Annotated in this window: 16 protein-coding genes; 8 read left to right on the plus strand and 8 right to left on the minus strand. The window is 66.1% G+C overall.

The window, feature by feature from the left end:
- Positions 1-63 precede the first annotated feature (63 nt).
- Positions 64-1047, minus strand: coding sequence for an IS110 family transposase (locus ACQVBX_RS17770; RefSeq protein ID WP_431634114.1), 984 nt, complete (start codon positions 1045-1047; stop codon positions 64-66).
- Between the two features lie 334 nt (positions 1048-1381).
- The gene (locus ACQVBX_RS17775; RefSeq protein WP_431635794.1) at positions 1382-2560 is read right to left on the minus strand and encodes a phosphoglycerate kinase; all 1179 of its coding nucleotides are present in this window, start codon (positions 2558-2560) and stop codon (positions 1382-1384) included.
- A gap of 163 nt (positions 2561-2723) precedes the next feature.
- Between ACQVBX_RS17775 and maiA the strand changes: the two genes are divergently transcribed.
- On the plus strand, positions 2724-3389 hold the full coding sequence (gene maiA, locus ACQVBX_RS17780; RefSeq protein WP_431635795.1) for a maleylacetoacetate isomerase: 666 nt from the start codon (positions 2724-2726) through the stop codon (positions 3387-3389).
- A gap of 148 nt (positions 3390-3537) precedes the next feature.
- Here maiA and ACQVBX_RS17785 read toward each other — a convergent pair whose 3' ends face one another.
- The gene (locus tag ACQVBX_RS17785) at positions 3538-4656 is read right to left on the minus strand and encodes a PilT/PilU family type 4a pilus ATPase (protein WP_431635796.1); all 1119 of its coding nucleotides are present in this window, start codon (positions 4654-4656) and stop codon (positions 3538-3540) included.
- Between the two features lie 209 nt (positions 4657-4865).
- Here ACQVBX_RS17785 and ACQVBX_RS17790 point away from each other — a divergent pair, with 209 nt between their 5' ends.
- From ACQVBX_RS17790 to ACQVBX_RS17820, 7 genes are all read left to right on the plus strand, one after another.
- On the plus strand, positions 4866-5321 hold the full coding sequence (locus ACQVBX_RS17790; protein WP_431635797.1) for a DUF4398 domain-containing protein: 456 nt from the start codon (positions 4866-4868) through the stop codon (positions 5319-5321).
- Positions 5318-5956 carry a hypothetical protein gene (locus ACQVBX_RS17795; protein WP_431635798.1) on the plus strand — a complete coding sequence of 213 codons (639 nt, stop codon included), beginning with the start codon at positions 5318-5320 and terminating at the stop codon, positions 5954-5956. Before ACQVBX_RS17790 ends, ACQVBX_RS17795 begins: the two co-directional genes overlap by 4 nt.
- 320 nt (positions 5957-6276) lie before the next feature.
- On the plus strand, positions 6277-6504 hold the full coding sequence (locus tag ACQVBX_RS17800; RefSeq protein WP_431635799.1) for a YdcH family protein: 228 nt from the start codon (positions 6277-6279) through the stop codon (positions 6502-6504).
- A 158-nt stretch (positions 6505-6662) separates the two neighbouring features.
- Complete coding sequence (locus tag ACQVBX_RS17805) at positions 6663-8033, plus strand: pyridoxal-phosphate dependent enzyme (RefSeq protein WP_431635800.1); 1371 nt, start codon at positions 6663-6665, stop codon at positions 8031-8033.
- A gap of 131 nt (positions 8034-8164) precedes the next feature.
- Positions 8165-9994: a glutamine--fructose-6-phosphate transaminase (isomerizing) gene (gene glmS, locus ACQVBX_RS17810; protein ID WP_431635801.1), complete on the plus strand. Its 1830-nt coding sequence runs from the start codon at positions 8165-8167 to the stop codon at positions 9992-9994.
- 13 nt (positions 9995-10007) lie between these two features.
- The gene (locus ACQVBX_RS17815) at positions 10008-10628 is read left to right on the plus strand and encodes a DedA family protein (protein ID WP_431635802.1); all 621 of its coding nucleotides are present in this window, start codon (positions 10008-10010) and stop codon (positions 10626-10628) included.
- A gap of 50 nt (positions 10629-10678) precedes the next feature.
- The gene (locus tag ACQVBX_RS17820; RefSeq protein ID WP_431638226.1) at positions 10679-12034 is read left to right on the plus strand and encodes a phosphomannomutase; all 1356 of its coding nucleotides are present in this window, start codon (positions 10679-10681) and stop codon (positions 12032-12034) included.
- A gap of 145 nt (positions 12035-12179) precedes the next feature.
- Here the strand turns inward: ACQVBX_RS17820 and ACQVBX_RS17825 are convergent, their stop codons facing one another.
- The 5 genes from ACQVBX_RS17825 to rfbB all read right to left on the minus strand — a co-directional run bounded on the left by ACQVBX_RS17825 (position 12180) and on the right by rfbB (position 17104).
- The gene (locus ACQVBX_RS17825; protein WP_431635803.1) at positions 12180-13592 is read right to left on the minus strand and encodes a mannose-1-phosphate guanylyltransferase/mannose-6-phosphate isomerase; all 1413 of its coding nucleotides are present in this window, start codon (positions 13590-13592) and stop codon (positions 12180-12182) included.
- A 95-nt stretch (positions 13593-13687) separates the two neighbouring features.
- Positions 13688-14617, minus strand: a complete 930-nt coding sequence (gene rfbD / locus ACQVBX_RS17830) for a dTDP-4-dehydrorhamnose reductase (RefSeq protein WP_431635804.1) — start codon at positions 14615-14617, stop codon at positions 13688-13690.
- The gene (gene rfbC, locus ACQVBX_RS17835; RefSeq protein WP_431635805.1) at positions 14614-15171 is read right to left on the minus strand and encodes a dTDP-4-dehydrorhamnose 3,5-epimerase; all 558 of its coding nucleotides are present in this window, start codon (positions 15169-15171) and stop codon (positions 14614-14616) included. The genes rfbD and rfbC overlap by 4 nt, the downstream gene beginning before the upstream one ends.
- On the minus strand, positions 15168-16058 hold the full coding sequence (gene rfbA / locus ACQVBX_RS17840) for a glucose-1-phosphate thymidylyltransferase RfbA (RefSeq protein WP_431635806.1): 891 nt from the start codon (positions 16056-16058) through the stop codon (positions 15168-15170). The genes rfbC and rfbA overlap by 4 nt, the downstream gene beginning before the upstream one ends.
- Positions 16055-17104, minus strand: a complete 1050-nt coding sequence (gene rfbB / locus ACQVBX_RS17845; RefSeq protein ID WP_431635807.1) for a dTDP-glucose 4,6-dehydratase — start codon at positions 17102-17104, stop codon at positions 16055-16057. The genes rfbA and rfbB overlap by 4 nt, the downstream gene beginning before the upstream one ends.
- Positions 17105-17118: the final 14 nt, after the last annotated feature.

The following is a 17118-nucleotide window of genomic DNA, read 5'->3' on the forward strand; positions in this document are numbered from 1 at the left end:
GTGATGGCGGCCGTGCGCCGGATCTTGCCCAGCGCGGGCTGACCTGCGTAGATACCGTCTTACTTACCCACCAGCAAGGGCGCGATTGGGATCGAACGGGAGGCCGGAACGCACCACTCCCCAGGCGATGTGCAGCAGCTTGCGCATGGCTGCGCCCAAGGCCAGCTTGGGTGGCTTGCCGCGACCCACCAGGCGATCGAACAGGGCGCGCACCGCGCTGTTGTGGCGAATGGCCACCAGCGCGGGCATGTACAGCCGGGCACGCAGCAACGCATGGCCGAGCTTGGATAGTCGGCTTTGGCCGACCCACTTGCCCGACTCGCGGATCGCCGGATTCACGCCGGCGAAGGCGTCCAGTTGGCGGGGATCGTCGAAGCGCCGCAGATTCCCGGCAAAACCCTGGATGAAGGCTGCCGTCAGGTCGCCGATGCCGGGAATCGAGCGCAAGAGGTCATGATCGCGCCGCAGGTCCGGGTCCTGGTCGATGTGATCCTCGATCGCCCGCTTCAGCTCTTCGATCTGCTGATCCAGCGCATCGATCATGCGCTGGATCGAGGGGCGTACCGAGGCATCGCCGACCGCCAGGCGGTTGGCCTCCATCTGCCGCATCGCCTGCAGGTCGTTCAAGCGGTGCACCAGGGCGCGCAGCTGCCGCTGACCCGGCGTAGGCGGCGCCCACGGGCGTAGTGCGCCGTGGATCTGCTGGGCCATGGCGAAGCGGGCGATCAGCTCGGCGTCACAGCGGTCGGTCTTGGTCCGCGACAGCTCGCTGCGGGCATAGGCGGCGATCTGGGCCGGATTGACCACGTAGACCGTCACTCCATGCTCCACCAGCGCCTGCGCCAGCGCCTCGTGATAGATGCCCGTGGCCTCCATGCACACCCCAGCCTGTGGTGCGTGCTGGCGCAGCCATGTCAGCAGTTCGGCGAATCCGGCCGGCGTATTGGGCAGCTTGCCCTTGGTGCGGTATTTCCCCGGCCGGTCCAGCGGAACGGCCACATCGAAGCTGGCCTTGGCCACATCGATGCCTACCATCGGTTCGGTCATGTCACGTCTCCTGGCAGTCGTCTCAGACGCTGACCATCGACGATCCGCACGGCCGATCCTTACGCGTTCAGGCTCTCGCCGACCGGCGGGCCTCCGATACCGTTCAGGCGCTGGCGGATGGAACGGAACGAGGGCACACATCTACCCAGCAGGCGCGAAGCCTCAGGAGCCCGTCGGCGTCACCTCATTCCCACCGATGATCAGTCGGGAATTCTCGTCCGTTGCCGGACCAGAATCGAGACATAAGGAGCCCGCTCGCGGGCAACGCTCTCGCTCTGAATCTGCATCAAAGCCAAAAGCATCGCCCGCGAGCGGGCTCCTACACGGGCGCGGTTTAGCCTTTGGCGCGCGCCTTGAGGGCGGTCACGGCCGGCAACTCCTTGCCTTCCAGGAATTCCAGGAAGGCGCCGCCGCCGGTGGAGATGTAGGACACGTCCTTTTCGATGCCGTACTTGTCCACCGCGGCCAGCGTGTCGCCGCCGCCGGCGATGGAGAACGCGCTCGATGCGGCGATGGCGCGCGCCAGCGTCTCGGTGCCTTTGCCGAAGGCGTCGAATTCGAACACGCCCACCGGGCCATTCCACACCACGGTGCCGGCCTTGGCGATCAGCTCGGCGTAGCGCCTGGCCGTCTCCGGGCCGATATCCAGGATCATCTCGCCGTCCTTCACCTGGTCCACCGACTTCACCGTGGCAGGCGCCTGGGCGGAGAACTCCGGCGCCACCACCACGTCCACCGGCATCGGCACCTCGGCGCCGCGGCGCTTGGCGTCGGCGATCACCTTTTTCGCCGCGTCGAGCAGATCGCGCTCGTACAGCGAGTTGCCCACGTGGTGGCCGGCCGCCGCGATGAAGGTATTGGCGATGCCGCCACCCACGATGAGCTGGTCGACCTTGCCGATCAGGTTCTCCAGCAGGGTCAGCTTGGTGGAGACCTTGGAGCCGGCGACGATCGCCAGCAGCGGCTTGGCCGGGTGCTCCAGCGCCTTGCCCAGCGCATCCAGCTCGGCGGCCAGCAGCGGGCCGGCGGCGGCAACCTTGGCGAAGCGGATCACGCCGTGCGTGGAGGCCTGGGCGCGGTGCGCGGTACCGAAGGCGTCCATGACGAAGATGTCGCACAGCGCCGCGTATTGCTTCGACAGCGCCTCGTCGTCCTTGCCCTCGCCGACGTTCATGCGGCAGTTTTCCAGCACCACCACTTCGCCATCGGCGACCTCGACGCCGCCCAGATAGTCGCGCACCAGCCGCACCGGCGTGCCGAGCTTGTCGCCCAGCCAGGCGGTTACCGGAGCGAGCGAGGAATCCTCGTCGAACTGGCCTTCCTTCGGACGCCCCAGGTGCGAGAGCACCATGACCTGGGCACCGGCGTCGCGGGCGGCGCGGATGGTGGGCAGCGAGGCGTCCAGGCGCTGGGTGGAGGTAATGCGGCCGTTCTCGATCGGCACGTTCAGGTCTTCGCGGATCAGCACGCGCTTGCCGCGCAGATCGAGGTCGCTCATGCGGAGAAAGGACACGGCAGGACTCCTGGTGGGATCGTAGGTGGCGCAGGCAACGGCGCGATCGTGCAACGGTTCATTGCACCACAGCCGCGCATTGTCGCGGCCGCCCTGCGGCGATGCAAACCGGTCGCAGGTATGCTTGCGGCCCATTCCCCGACCGGTCGCGGAGGACGCACGCATGGTTTCGGATCTCGCTCTGTATGGCTACTGGCGCTCCACAGCGGCCTATCGCGTGCGCATCGCGCTCGAGCTCAAGGGGCTCGGCTGGGACAATCGTCCGGTCCACCTCGTGCGTGACGGCGGCGAACAGCACGGTGCGGCCTATCGCGCCCTCAATCCCCAGGGAGTCGTGCCGGCGCTGCTGGACGGTGGGCGGGTGTTCACGCAGTCGCTGGCGATCGTCGAGTACCTGGACGAGATCTATCCGGAGCCGCCACTGTTGCCGGTCGATCCGCGCGGTCGAGCGCGTGTGCGGGCGCTGGCGCAGACCATCGCCTGCGATATCCACCCGCTGGGCAATCTGCGCGTGCTGCAGCAGCTCGAGACCCAGTTCGGCGCCACCGAGGCGCAGCGCGCCGACTGGACGCGGCACTGGATGGGCCTGGGTTTCGCGGCGATCGAGGCGCTGCTGGCCGACAACGTGGCCACCGGCGCGTTCTGCCACGGCGACACGCCGGGGCTGGCGGATATCTGCCTGGTGCCACAGATCTACAACGCGCTGCGCTGGAAGCTGCCGCTGGACGCCTATCCCACCGTGCAGCGTATCCATGTCGCCTGCGCCGAGCTGGAGGCGTTTCGCACCGCGGTGCCCGAACTACAGCCGGACGCCCCCGTGACGCCGTGAGTGGCCGTCTGAAAAGTCGGCACTGAAGTGCTTCCCCTGCGAAGCCGCCGAATCAGCGGCCCGTTGTAGGAGCGACTTCAGTCGCGATGCTTTTCCAAGCGGCCCAGGGACCTCACGAGACGCGCTCCCGCCATGAGGCGGGCAGGGATCAGAAGCCCAAACCGTACGGATCGTTGCCGGCCAGCTCGTTGTCCGCACTGGCGCCGCCGCCTTCGGACAGGCGCACCTTCAGCGCCAGTCCGTCGCGCGAGTCGGCCTTGGCCAGGGCCTCTTCCAGCTCGATACGCCCCTCGCGGTAGAGCTTGTACAGCGACTGGTCGAACGTGCGCATGCCTTCCTGCAGGCTGCGATCCATCGCTTCCTTCACCTCGTGGATCTGGCCGCGGCGGATCATGTCGCGGATCAGCGGCGTGTTCAGCAGCACCTCGGTTGCCGGCAGGCGGCGGCCGTCCTTGCCGATCACCAGGCGCTGACTGATCACCGCCCGCAGGTTCAGCGCCAGGTTCATCAGCACGTTCTTGTGTGCCGACTCGGGGAAGAAGTTGAGGATGCGCTCCAGCGTCTGGTCGGCGTTGTTGGAGTGCAGGGTGGCCAGGCAGAGGTGACCGGTTTCGGAGAAGGCGATCGCCGCCTCCATCGTGTCGGTGTCGCGGATCTCGCCGATCATGATCACGTCCGGCGCCTCACGCATCGCGTTCTTCAGCGCCTCGTGGTAGCTGTGCGTATCCAGCCCCACCTCGCGCTGGTTCACGATCGACTTCTTGTGCCGGTGCAGGAACTCGATCGGATCCTCGATGGTGAGGATGTGGCCGGGCGAGTTGCTGTTGCGGTGATCGATCATCGCCGCCAGCGTGGTGGACTTGCCCGAACCGGTCGCGCCGACCACCAGGATCAGCCCGCGCTGCTCCATGATCAGGTCGCGGAAGATGCTCGGCAGCTGCAACTGCTCGACGCTGGGGATGTCGCTCTTGATCGCGCGGATCACCATGCCCACTTCGCCGCGCTGCTTGAACACGTTAATGCGGAAACGCCCGGCCTCCTTCACCGCCAGCGCCATGTTCAGCTCGAGGTCGCGCTCGAACTGCGGCACCTGGCCCTCGTCCATGAGTGAATAGGCGATCTTCTTGACCATGCCACCGGGCAGGCCAGTGTTGCCGAGCGGATAGAGCTTGCCCTCGACCTTGATGTTCACCGGGGCACCGGTCGTCAGGAACATGTCCGACGCGCCCTTGTCCACCATCAGCTTGAGGAAGTAACCGATATCCACCTGAAGTCCCCTGAATTCAACTACATTGCATTGGGCGATTATGCCCACCGACAATACGCCGCAACACTACGAGGTACTGAGTGATGGTGCACAGCTTTTCCCGGCCTGCTGCACGCCCCGGAAGTATCGGCAGGAGCATGCAGGGCTTGACCCTGTGCGCCCTGCTGGCACTCGGTGGCTGTGCCAGCGTTCCTCCGCCCGATGGCGCCATGACCATGGCCCAGATCCAGCTGCAGGCCGCCCGCGAGGCCGACGCGGCCGATTATGCGCCGGTGGACCTGGGTTTTGCCCAGAACAAGTTCCAGCAGGCACAGGCGGCCATGGCCGGCCGCAAGTACGCCGATGCGGCCAACCTCGCCGACGAGGCCCGGGCGGATGCCGAGCTCGCGCTGGCCAAGGCGCGCCTGGGTACGGCGCGCGCCAAGATCCAGGCCAAGGTGGACGAGAACGCCCGCCTGCGTGAGCGGATGGAGCAGGCGCATCCGGAGCTTTCAGGACAGGCGCCGTCGATGCCGTCCGCGCTGCCGCCCGCGGCACCCACCGGCGACATGCCGGCGCCGTCCTCGTCGGTGCTCAACGCACCGCTGCCTGCCGCCGATGGGTTCCAGACCATGCCCCAGAACGGCACTCCTCCCGCCGCCGCCCAGCAGGGAGACCAGCCATGAAGCGTTTGACGATCCTGTTGGCAGGTGCGGTGCTTGCCCTGGGCAGCAGCATGGGCCGAGCGGCGAACGACGACATCGACGTGAGCCGGCTTAGCGGTAGCCTGGATCAGCTGGCCAACGATCCCGTGCTGGGGCATTACGCCCAAGCCGAGCAGGCGCGTGCGCGCGACGCGCTGGCCCAGCTTACCCAGGCGAGCTCCCGGGAGCGGCCACACGCCTTGTATCTGGCCGAGCGCCGGGTCGATCTGGCCCGTGCGGCAGCGCAGTTGCAGGACGCGCAGGCCAAGCTGGCGCAGCTCGACCGCGAGCACGACCAGATCATGCTCGAATCGGCCCGTCGCGATGCCGAGGCGGCCAGGCTGGAGCTGGAGCGGCAGCGCCTGCAGTACCAACTGGCGCAGGAGGAAGCGGCGCGCCTGCAGCAGCAGGGCATGGAGGCCACCCAGGCCGCCGAGCAGGCCAAGGCCGAGGCCGAGCGCGCGCGCAAGCTGGCGGCTGCGCAAAGCCGCGTGGCCAACGCAGCCAAGCGCGAGGCGGCGCTGGCGGCTCAGGCGGCGCGCGCTTTGCGCTCGCAGATGCAGGACGGGGACACGCCACCGCCGGCCACCAAGCCGCGGAAGAAGGGCAAACCCTGAGCCGGACGCGCGCCAGCACGGCAGCTGGCGCGCAAGCGGGCGGTATCGGGCAACAAGCTGTTTTGACAGGCTTTTGTGCCACGTGTTCATTGCATCAGGCATGCCAGCTATCGCCCTTGCGGGGCCCGGCTGGCCGGAGTAGCGTCGGTCATCCACGCGGCACCAGCGCCGCGTGGATCACTGACCTGACGCATGCGCTCATTCCTTCGAATTCCAGTCATCTCCGCGCCGATTGCCATCGGCGTGGGGATGACGCGCATGCGTCACACCGCCACGGGCGCACCGGTCACGCGCCCGCTTGCATTGCGAGGAGGTCGCTCATGTTCGAAAACCAGCAGCGTGATGATGTCGAGGCATTGCTGAAGGCCGATGCGGAGTTCCGCCGCCTTTACCAGCGTCACCGGGAACTCGACAGCAAAGTGCACGACGCCGATATCGGCGTGCTCCCGATCCCCGAGGCCAAGCTCTCGGTCATGAAACGCGAGAAGCTTTACGCCAAGGATCGACTGCAGCGCATCTGGGACGCACGTATGCAGCGACGACACTGATTCACCCTGGTTCGACATGCGCGGCCCGGCTTTCCTGAAGAAAGCCGGGCCGTTTCCGTTTGAGCTGTCTCAATCCGGGTGGTGGAAGTGCTCGGTTATCATGGCCGCTCTGCAGCGTCGGCTCGCTTGCCGCCCACTTCCCGCCAAACGGAGTTTTCATGACGGTTCACCAGAGCGTCCTCGAGTTGATCGGCCACACGCCCATGGTGCGCGCCAACCACCTGGACACGGGTGTGTGCGAGCTGTTCCTCAAGCTCGAGAGCGCCAACCCGGGCGGCTCGATCAAGGACCGCATCGGCCTGTCGATGATCGAGGGTGCCGAGAAGGCCGGGAAGATCCAGCCCGGCGCCACGCTGGTGGAGGGCACCGCTGGCAATACCGGCATCGGCCTGGCGCTGGTCGCACAGCAGAAGGGCTACAAGCTCATCCTGGTGGTGCCGGACAAGATGAGCCGCGAGAAGATCTTCAACCTCAAGGCGATGGGCGCCGAAGTGGTGCTGACGCGCTCGGACGTGGCCAAGGGTCATCCCGAGTACTACCAGGACATGGCCGAGCGGATCGCCCGGGAAACCCCCGGCGCCTACTTCATCAACCAGTTCGGCAACCCGGACAACCCGCGCGCGCACTACGAGACCACCGGCCCGGAGATCCTCGAGCAGATGGATGGCAAGGTCGACGCCATCGTGTTCGGCTGCGGCTCGTCCGGCACCATGACCGGGCTGTCGCGCTACTTCGCCGAGCATTCGCCGCAGACCGAGCTGATCCTGGCTGACCCGGTGGGCTCCATCCTCGCCCAGTACATCAACGAGGGCGTGCTCTCGACCAAGTCCGGCAGCTGGATGGTGGAAGGCATTGGCGAGGATTTCCTGCCCAGCATCAGCGACTTCTCACGGGTCAAGAAGGCCTACGCGATCTCCGACAAGGAGAGCTTTCTGGCCGGCCGCGAGTTGCTGGCCAAGGAGGGCGTGCTGGGCGGCTCGTCCGCGGGCACGCTGCTGGCGGCGGCGCTCAAGTACTGCCGTGAGCAGACCACGCCCAAACGGGTGGTGTCGATCGTCTGCGACACCGGCAACAAGTACCTGTCGAAGATGTACAACGACTACTGGATGCTCGACAACGGTTTCCTCGAGCGCGAACAGCACGGCGACCTGCGCGATCTGCTGCTGCGCCCGTTCGCCCAGCGCGACACCATCGTGGTGGGGCCGAACGAGCTGCTGATGACGGCCTACACGCGCATGAAGCTGTACGACGTCTCGCAGTTGCCGGTGATGGACGGCCAGCAGCTGGTGGGCATCCTGGACGAGTCGGACGTGCTGATGCAAGTGCACGCGGACCAGTCGCGTTTCCGTGAGGCGGTGTCCACCGCCATGATCACCACCTTGCAGAAGATCGACGTGCACTCGCCGATCGAGGCCCTGCTGCCGGTATTCGATCGCGGCCTGGTGGCCATCGTCATGGACGGCGAGCGGTTCATGGGCCTGATCACGCGGATCGACCTGCTCAACTACCTGCGCCGGCGCGTGCCCTGAGCGCGACGGCCTGCCGCCGGTCCGAAACAGGCCACGGCCGCGCCATGAAAGGGCGTTGGAATGATCGGTTGCCAGCATGCCGCGGCATTGCGGGTGTTGGCGCCCAGTCTCTCTAAGAAGGACACCAGAACATGTGTGGAATCGTTGCAGCCGCGGCCCAGCGTGACGTGGCTCCCTTGCTGATCGCCGGCCTGAAGGCGCTGGAATACCGTGGCTACGATTCGGCCGGTCTGGCCGTCCTTGACGGTGGCGCGATCCAGCGCGTGCGCGCCAAGGGCAAGGTGCGCGAGATGGAGGCGCTCTATCTCGCCGATCCGCTCCCTGGTGGCACCGGCATCGCGCATACCCGCTGGGCCACGCACGGCGTGCCCAGTGAGGCGAATGCTCATCCGCACATCGCCGGCCGCGTGGCGCTGGTGCACAACGGCATTATCGAGAACTACGCCGGTCTGCGTTCCGCGCTGCAGGCAGCAGGCCATGTCTTTACTTCCGAAACCGATACCGAAGTTATCGCCGCACTCATCGAGTCGCGGCTTGAGCAGGGCGGAACCCTGCGCGAGGCCGTGCTTGCCGTGGTGCGCGAGCTGGAAGGTGCCTATGCCATCGCGGTAATCAGCCGCGACGAGCCCGGCCACGTCGTGGGTGCGCGCCGCGGCGCGCCGCTGCTGGTGGGCGTCGGCATCGGCGAGAACTTCCTGGGCTCCGATGCGCAGGCGCTGATCCAGGTCACCAACCGGATGATCTACCTGGAGGAAGACGACGTGGTGGAGATCACGCGCGACAGCGTGCAGATCTTCGATATCGCCGGTGAGTCGGTGGACCGTGCGGTGCATGAGAGTGAGCTGTCCAGCGACGCGGTGGAGCGTGGCGAGTATCGCCATTACATGCAGAAGGAGATCTTCGAGCAGCCACGCGCCGTGGCGGACACGCTGGAGTCGCGCCTGGGTCCGCACGGTGTGCTGCCGAACATCTTCGGCGTGGGCGGCGACGAGCTGCTGGCGAACGTGCAGGGCATCCACATCGTGGCCTGCGGCACCAGCTATCACGCAGGCCTGGTGGCGCGTTACTGGATCGAGGAATTCGCCCGCCTGCCGGTGAGCGTCGAGGTAGCCAGCGAATATCGCTATCGCGACGTGGTAGTGCCGGCTAACACGCTGTTCGTCGCAATTTCTCAGTCCGGCGAAACGGCCGACACGCTTGCGGCGATGCGCGAGGTGAAGCGCCGCGGCTACCTCGGTACGCTAGCCATCTGCAATGTGCCCGAATCGTCGGTGGTGCGCGAAGCCGACCTCAAGCTGATGACCCGGGCCGGTCCGGAAATCGGCGTGGCGTCGACCAAGGCGTTCACCACCCAGCTCACCGCGCTCGCGCTGCTTACGCTGCAACTGGCGCAGCATCGCGGCCTGGGCGAAGCCCGTCACGCCGATCTCTGCGCCCAGCTCACGCACCTGCCTCGCGCGATCGAAAGCGCGCTGGCGCTGGAGCCGCAGGTCATCGAGCTGGCCGGGCGCTTTATCCATCGTCAGCACGCACTGTTCCTCGGGCGCGGTGCGCAGTATCCGGTGGCGCTGGAAGGCTCGCTCAAACTCAAGGAAATCTCCTACATCCATGCCGAAGCCTATCCGGCGGGCGAGCTTAAGCACGGCCCGCTGGCGCTAGTGGATGAGGAAATGCCGGTGGTGGCCGTGGCCCCGAGCGGTCCGCTGCTCGACAAGCTCAAGTCCAACCTGCAGGAGGTGAAGGCGCGCGGCGGCGAGCTGATCGTGTTCGCCGCGGGCGATGCCGGCACGGAAGTTCACGAGGGCTCCGGCGTGACGCTGCATGTGGACGCCGCCGGGGACTTCATCGCCCCCGCCGTGTTCACCATCCCGCTGCAGTTGCTCGCCTATCACGTGGCCGTCCTGCGCGGCACCGACGTCGACCAGCCGCGGAATCTCGCCAAGTCGGTGACGGTCGAATAAGTCGACCTGCTCCATGATCGAGAAACTGATCGCCGCGATTGCCGGCTTCGTCATCGGGGTGATCTCGCACCTCCAGTACGCCGGCATCGCGTTGCTTATGGCGATCGAGAGCGCGTGCGTGCCGTTGCCGTCGGAGATCATCATGCCCTTTTCGGGCTATCTGGTTTCCCGCAGCGAACTGGTGTTGTGGGAGGTCGCCGTCTCAGGCGCCGTGGGTTGTGTGCTCGGGTCCTGGCTGGCCTATGCGGTCGGTGCGTGGGGCGGCCGGCCGCTGGCCGAGCGCTACGGTCGTTACCTGCTGGTTTCGAAGCGCGATCTGGATCTGGCCGATCGCTGGTTCCAGCGCCACGGCGACATCACCATCCTCCTCGGCCGACTGTTGCCTGTGGTACGCACGTTCATCGCGTTCCCCGCTGGCGTCGCGCGGATGCCGCTGTGGCGTTTCACCGCCTACACCTTTCTCGGCTCGCTGATCTGGTGCTGGGGGCTGGCCTGGATCGGGCTGAAACTCGGCGAACACTGGAATACGTTGGGTGTCTACTTCCACCGCTTCGATGCGCTGATCGGCGTGCTGATCGCGGTGGGCCTCGTGTTCTACGTATGGCGGCACGTGCGACATCAGCGTCGCGGTTGAGCCCTCCGCGGCAACCGCCAAGGGCAAAAAATCGAAGGAATCAAAGCCGCATGAAGTGCTTCAAAGCCTACGACATCCGTGGGCGTCTCCCGGACGAACTGAATGGCGACATCGCTTATCGCATCGGCCGTGCTTTCGCCGAAACGGTCGGGCAGGGCGCCGTGGTGGTTGGTTATGACGTTCGCCTCGACAGCCCGACACTGGCCGAGGCACTCGGCCGAGGGTTGACCGAGGGCGGCTGTGACGTCATCGACATCGGGCTGTGCGGCACCGAAGAGGTGTACTTCCAGACGTCCCATCGTGGCGTGGCCGGCGGCATCATGGTGACCGCCAGCCACAACCCGATCGACTACAACGGCATGAAGCTGGTGCGCGAAGATGCGCGCCCGATCAGCGGGGACACCGGCCTACGCGAGATCGAGCGCAAGGTGGAGGCCAATGCATTCGAAGCTCCGGCGTTGCCGGAGGGAGCAGTGACGCGCGACCACGACAAGTCTGCCTACATCAACCATCTGCTGGGCTATATCGACATCGCCCAGCTGCAACCGCTGAAGATTGTGGTCAATGCCGGCAATGGCGGGGCCGGGGCAGTGATCGATCTGCTGGCGGCGCACCTGCCGTTCGATTTCGTGCGTATCCATCATGTTCCTGATGGCACGTTTCCGAACGGCATCCCCAACCCGTTGCTTCCCGAGAACCGCCAAGCGACCGCGCAGGCGGTGATCGAGCACGGTGCGGACTTGGGTATTGCCTGGGACGGGGACTTCGACCGCTGCTTCCTGTTCGATGCAGCAGGCCGTTTCATCGAGGGCTATTACATCGTGGGCCTGCTCGCGGCCCAGCTGCTGGAAAAGCATCGGGGGGCGAAGATTATTCACGATCCGCGCCTGACCTGGAACACCGTCGACATGGTGCAGGCCGCCGGTGGCGTAGCGATCGAGAGCAAGACCGGCCATGCCTTCATCAAGGAGCGCATGCGTAGCGAAGACGCGGTCTACGGCGGCGAGATGAGCGCGCACCACTATTTCCGCGATTTCGCCTATTGCGATTCTGGCATGATCCCGTGGCTGCTGGTGGCCGAGCGCATGTGCCGCACCAGGCAGTCGCTGGCGCAAATGCTGGACGAGCGCATGCGTGCGTTCCCGTGCAGCGGCGAGATCAATTTTCGCGTGAGTGACGCGGCGGCCACGGTGAAACGCGTCTTGGCGTTCTATGCCGACCAGCAGCCGACGCTGGAGCGCATCGACGGTGTCAGCGCCTCGTTCGGCAACTGGCGTTTCAACCTGCGCTCCTCCAACACCGAGCCCCTGCTGCGGCTCAACGTGGAAGCCCGGGGCGACGAAGCGCTGATGCGGGCGAAAACTGCCGAGCTGGAGGCGCTGATCGTCGAACCGGCCAATCGCTGAGATCATCAGCCTTGATGCGGCTGTAGGAGCCTGCTTGCAGGCGATGCTCTGGCTCCTAAGGCACATTGAGGCGAAAAGCATCGCCTGCGAGCAGGCTCCTACGACAGCAGGTTGCAGTCACTGCGCTTATTGGTAGCGCTGACTCTCAGGCGCGTCCGTAGACGTCGTCGAAGCGGACGATGTCGTCTTCGCCCAGGTAGCTGCCGGACTGCACCTCGATCAGCTCCAGCGGCACCTTGCCCGGATTGCGCAGGCGATGGGTGCTGCCCAGCGGAATGTAGGTGCTCTGGTTCTCGCCGAGAAGGAACACCTTCTGGTCGCAGGTCACCTCCGCGGTGCCGGAGACCACGATCCAGTGCTCGGCGCGGTGGTGGTGTTTTTGCAGGCTCAGGCTCGCGCCCGGTTTGACCACGATGCGCTTCACCTGGAAGCGCTCGCCGGCCTCCAGCGAGTCATAGCTGCCCCACGGGCGCTGTACCACACGGTGCAGCGAATGCTCGCTGCGGCCGGAGGACTTGAGCTGGTCGACGATCTTCTTCACGTCCTGCGCGGCATCGCGGTGAGCCACCAGGGTGGCATCCGGCGTGGTCACCACGATGAGATTGTCCACGCCCACGGCGGCGATCAAGTGCCGCTCATGCGAGCGCAGCAGGCTGTTGTGCGTGTTCACCGTAAGTGTGTCGCCTTCGCGCAGGTTGCCGTCGGCGTCACGCTCGCCAGCCATCCACAGTGCCGACCATGAGCCAATGTCGCTCCATCTGCAGCTCACCGGCAGCACTGCGGCGCGCTGGGTCTTCTCCATCACGGCGTAGTCGATCGAGTTGTCAGGCACTGCCGCGAACAGCCCGCCATCGATGCGCACGAAGTCCAGATCAGCCCTGGCCGAGGCGTACGCCACGCGCACCGCCGCCAGCATCTGCGGCGCGTGTTTGCCCAGCTCCTCCAGATAGCGCGCCGCCTTGAACAGGAACATGCCCGAGTTCCAGTCGTAGCCGCCATCGGCCACATAACCCTCGGCGGTGGCGGCATCGGGCTTCTCCACGAAGCGCTCGACGCGGAAGCCACCTTCCGGCAAGGCCTCGGCCCGGCGGATGTAGCCGAAGCCGGTTTCCGGACGGTCTGGCCGAATGCCGAAAGTGACCAGCCAGCCGGCTTGCGCCAAGGGGAGCGCGCGGGTCACGGCATCCACGAACTGCTCGCCGTCGCCGATCAGGTGGTCTGCCGGCAAGACGAGCAGCATCGCTTCCGCATCGCGCGCCAGTGCATGCATGGCACCCAGCGCGATAGCCGGCGCGGTGTTGCGCGCGCAGGGCTCAAGCAGGATCGCCGCTCCATTTACCCCGCTCTGCAGCAGCTGTTCGGCGGCCAGGAAGCGGTGGTCTTCACTGGCCACCACGATCGGCGCCTGCACTGCAGGAAGGTGCTGCGTGCGTGCCACCGTCTGTTGGAAGAGCGTCTCGCGGCCGGCCAGAGCGAGGAATTGCTTGGGGAGGTTACGTCGCGATACCGGCCACAGGCGCGTACCGCTGCCGCCGCTGAGGATGAGGGGGATCAACATGGGGTCCACTTCCTGAAGGCGCTATCGCCAGGTCCGGCCATAGAAGGGCCGGATTGTCCCGCAGCCCGCGCGGGGGCGCTACACCGGTCGCCCGCTCAATCCGCGCGCAAGGCGTCGATCACTGCTGGCAACGCCGCTCGCCAAGCCGGCGGGGTATAGCCGAAATGCTGGGCCATGCCCTCGTTGGCCAGCACCGACCAGGCGGGCCGCCGCGCCGGCGTGGGGAACTGCTCGGTGCCGATGGGGTTCACCCTTGGTGCCCGCGCAAGCAGACTGGCCGCGACAGCGTCATCGAAGATCGCTTCGGCAAACCCATGCCAGCTCGTGTGGCCGGAAGCCACCAGGTGATGAACACCCTCCATCCGCGCACGGGCACGCGCATCGGCCGGTAGCCAAGTGTCCAGCGCGGCGAGTGTTCCGGCGACGATGATGTCGGTACTGGTCGGGGCGCCGACCTGGTCGGCCACCACGTTCAACGTGTCGCGCTCTGCAGCGAGCCGCAACATCGTGCGCAGGAAGTTGTGGCCATACGGCGCATAGACCCAGGCCGTGCGGAAGATCAGATGCGGCGCGCCACTCTCGCGCAGCGCGATTTCCCCGGCCAACTTGCTGCGGCCGTAGGCGCCCAGCGGGGCGGTTGGCGCATCGACGGGATAGGGCGCGGTAGCGGAGCCATCGAACACGTAGTCGGTGGAGTAGTGCACCACCAGCGCGCCATGTGCCGCCGCCCAGCGGCCGAGCACGCCGACCGCCTCGCCGTTAATCCGGCCGGCGAGCGATTCCTCCTGTTCGGCGCGGTCGACGGCCGTGTAGGCCGCCGTGTTGATGATCACGTCCGGCCGGACACGGTCGAGCAGGGCAGGCAGGGACTCTGGCGCCGCAAGATCCGCCGTCTCCGCCGAGCGGCCATCGAAAAGGCAGCCGTCGCGCGTAGCGACCACTAGCTCGCCACGTGCCGCCAGTCCGCCCTGTGCGACGAAGCTGCGGCCCAGTTGGCCGTTGCCACCGAGCAGCAGGAACCTCATGCGGTGTAGTCCGGCAGGCGATCGGCGGGGACGTCGGCAAGCAGCGGCGTCTTGCTGTCCTTGTCGGACAACAGCGGCTCGCCGATCGGCCAGTCTATGCCCAGCGCGGGATCGTTCCAGCGGATGCCGGCGTCGGCCTTGGCGTCGTAGAGGGCCGTGCACTGGTAAGCGAAGGTGGCGTGCTCCGACACCACGCAAAACCCATGGGCGAACCCTTCGGGAATCCAGAAGTGGCGATGATTTTCGGCGGTGAGCATCACGCCAGTCCACTGGCCGAAGGTGGGCGAGCCGCGGCGGATGTCCACGGCTACGTCGTACACCTCGCCCTCCAGCACGCTGACCAGTTTGCCCTGCGGATTCGGCCACTGGTAATGCAGGCCGCGCAGCACGCCGCGCGCCGAGCGCGAGACGTTGGACTGCACGAAGCGGCGATCGATGCCCGCCTCACGGTACTTCGCTTCGTTGTAGCTCTCGTAGAAAAAGCCACGGGCATCGCCGAACACCTGCGGTTCGATCACTACCGCGCCGGGGAGGCGCGTCTTGACCACTTTCATCGGGCGTGACCTTCCTCGACCAGCTTGCGCAGGTACTGCCCGTAACCTGTTTTTGCCAGCGGCTCGGCAAGCTTCAGCAGCTGCGCGTCATCGATCCAGCCGTGCAGATGAGCGATCTCTTCCGGACAGCAGACCTTGAGCCCCTGGCGGTTCTCGATGGTCTCGATGTAGTTACCCGCTTCCATCAGCGACTCGTGCGTGCCCGTGTCGAGCCAGGCGAAGCCGCGGCCGAGCTGCTCTAGATGCAGCGAACCATCTTCGAGGTAGCAGCGGTTGAGGTCGGTGATCTCCAGTTCGCCGCGCGGCGATGGCTTCAGCGAGGCGGCGTAATCGCACACGCGGGCGTCGTAGAAATACAGCCCAGTGACCGCGTAGGGTGATTTCGGCTTGGCCGGCTTCTCCTCCAGGCCAACCACCCTTCCGGCCGCGTCGAACTCGGCCACGCCGTAGCGCTCCGGATCCTTCACCCAATAGCCGAATACGGTCGCGCCGTGTTCAAGTGCATTGGCACGACGCAGGCTCTCGGTGAGGCCGTGGCCGTAGAAAATGTTGTCGCCCAGCACCAGGCAACTCGGGTCACCGCCGATGAAGTCGCGACCGATCAGGAAGGCCTGGGCCAACCCGTCTGGCGAGGGCTGCACGGCATACTGCAGGTTCATGCCCCACTGCGAGCCGTCGCCCAGCAAGCGCTGGAACAGCGCCTGTTCGTGCGGCGTGTTGATGATCAGCACGTCGCGGATGCCGGCCAGCATCAGGGTGGCCAGCGGGTAGTAGATCATCGGCTTGTCGTACACCGGCAGCAGCTGCTTGCTCACCGCCTGGGTGATCGGATACAGCCGGGTGCCCGAGCCACCAGCGAGGATGATGCCCTTGCGCTTGGTGCTCATGAGCCCAACCGCTCCATGCGGTAGCTGCCATCCAGCACGCGTTGTACCCAGGGCTGATGGTCGAGGTACCAGTCCACGGTCTGCGCAATGCCGCTCTCGAAGGTTTGCGAGGGCTTCCAGCCCAGCTCGCGTTCGAGCTTGCTGGCATCGATGGCGTAGCGCCGGTCGTGGCCCGGGCGGTCCTTGACGTAAGTGATGAGCGACTCGCGCTTGCGCCCGTCCGCCAACGGGCGGCGTTCGTCGAGCAGCGCGCAGATCGTCTTCACTACGGTGATGTTGGTGCGCTCGGCGTTGCCACCGACGTTGTAGGTTTCGCCCACCTGCCCGGCATCGAGCACGCGGCGAATCGCGCCGCAGTGGTCCCCCACGAACAGCCAGTCACGAATGTTCATGCCGTCGCCGTACACCGGCAGCGACTCCCCGGCGAGCGCCTTCTGGATCACCAGCGGAATCAGCTTCTCGGGAAACTGGTACGGCCCGTAGTTGTTCGAGCAGTTGGTGGTGAGTACCGGCAGGCCGTAGGTGTGGTGGAACGCACGCACCAGGTGGTCGGAGGCCGCCTTGGAGGCCGAATAGGGCGAGTTCGGCGCGTAAGGCGTGGTCTCGGTGAACTTGCCATCGGTACCGAGCGAGCCGTAGACCTCGTCGGTCGACACATGCAGGAAGCGGAAGTCATTGCGCACCTCGCCTTCCAGCGAGCGCCAGTAGTCGCGCGCGCATTCCAGCAGCCCCAGCGTGCCGACCACGTTGGTCTCCACGAAGGCGGCGGGGCCGTCGATCGAGCGGTCGACGTGTGACTCGGCTGCGAAGTTCACGATCGCCTCGGGCCGATGCTCGGCCAGCAGGCGGGAAATCAGGGTGCGGTCGCCGATATCGCCCTGGATGAATGTATGGGCCGGGTTGCCGTGCAGGGAAGCCAGGGTGTCGAGGTTTCCCGCGTAGGTAAGCTTGTCCAGGTTCACCACGCGAAGGCCGTCGGCAATCGCCTGCAGCACGAAATTGGCACCAATGAAGCCCGCGCCACCCGTGACTAGAAGAGTTTTCATGAGGTCTCGAACTG

It is taken from the genome of Dyella thailandensis (genome assembly GCF_050749815.1).
Taxonomy (GTDB): Bacteria; Pseudomonadota; Gammaproteobacteria; order Xanthomonadales; family Rhodanobacteraceae; genus Dyella_A.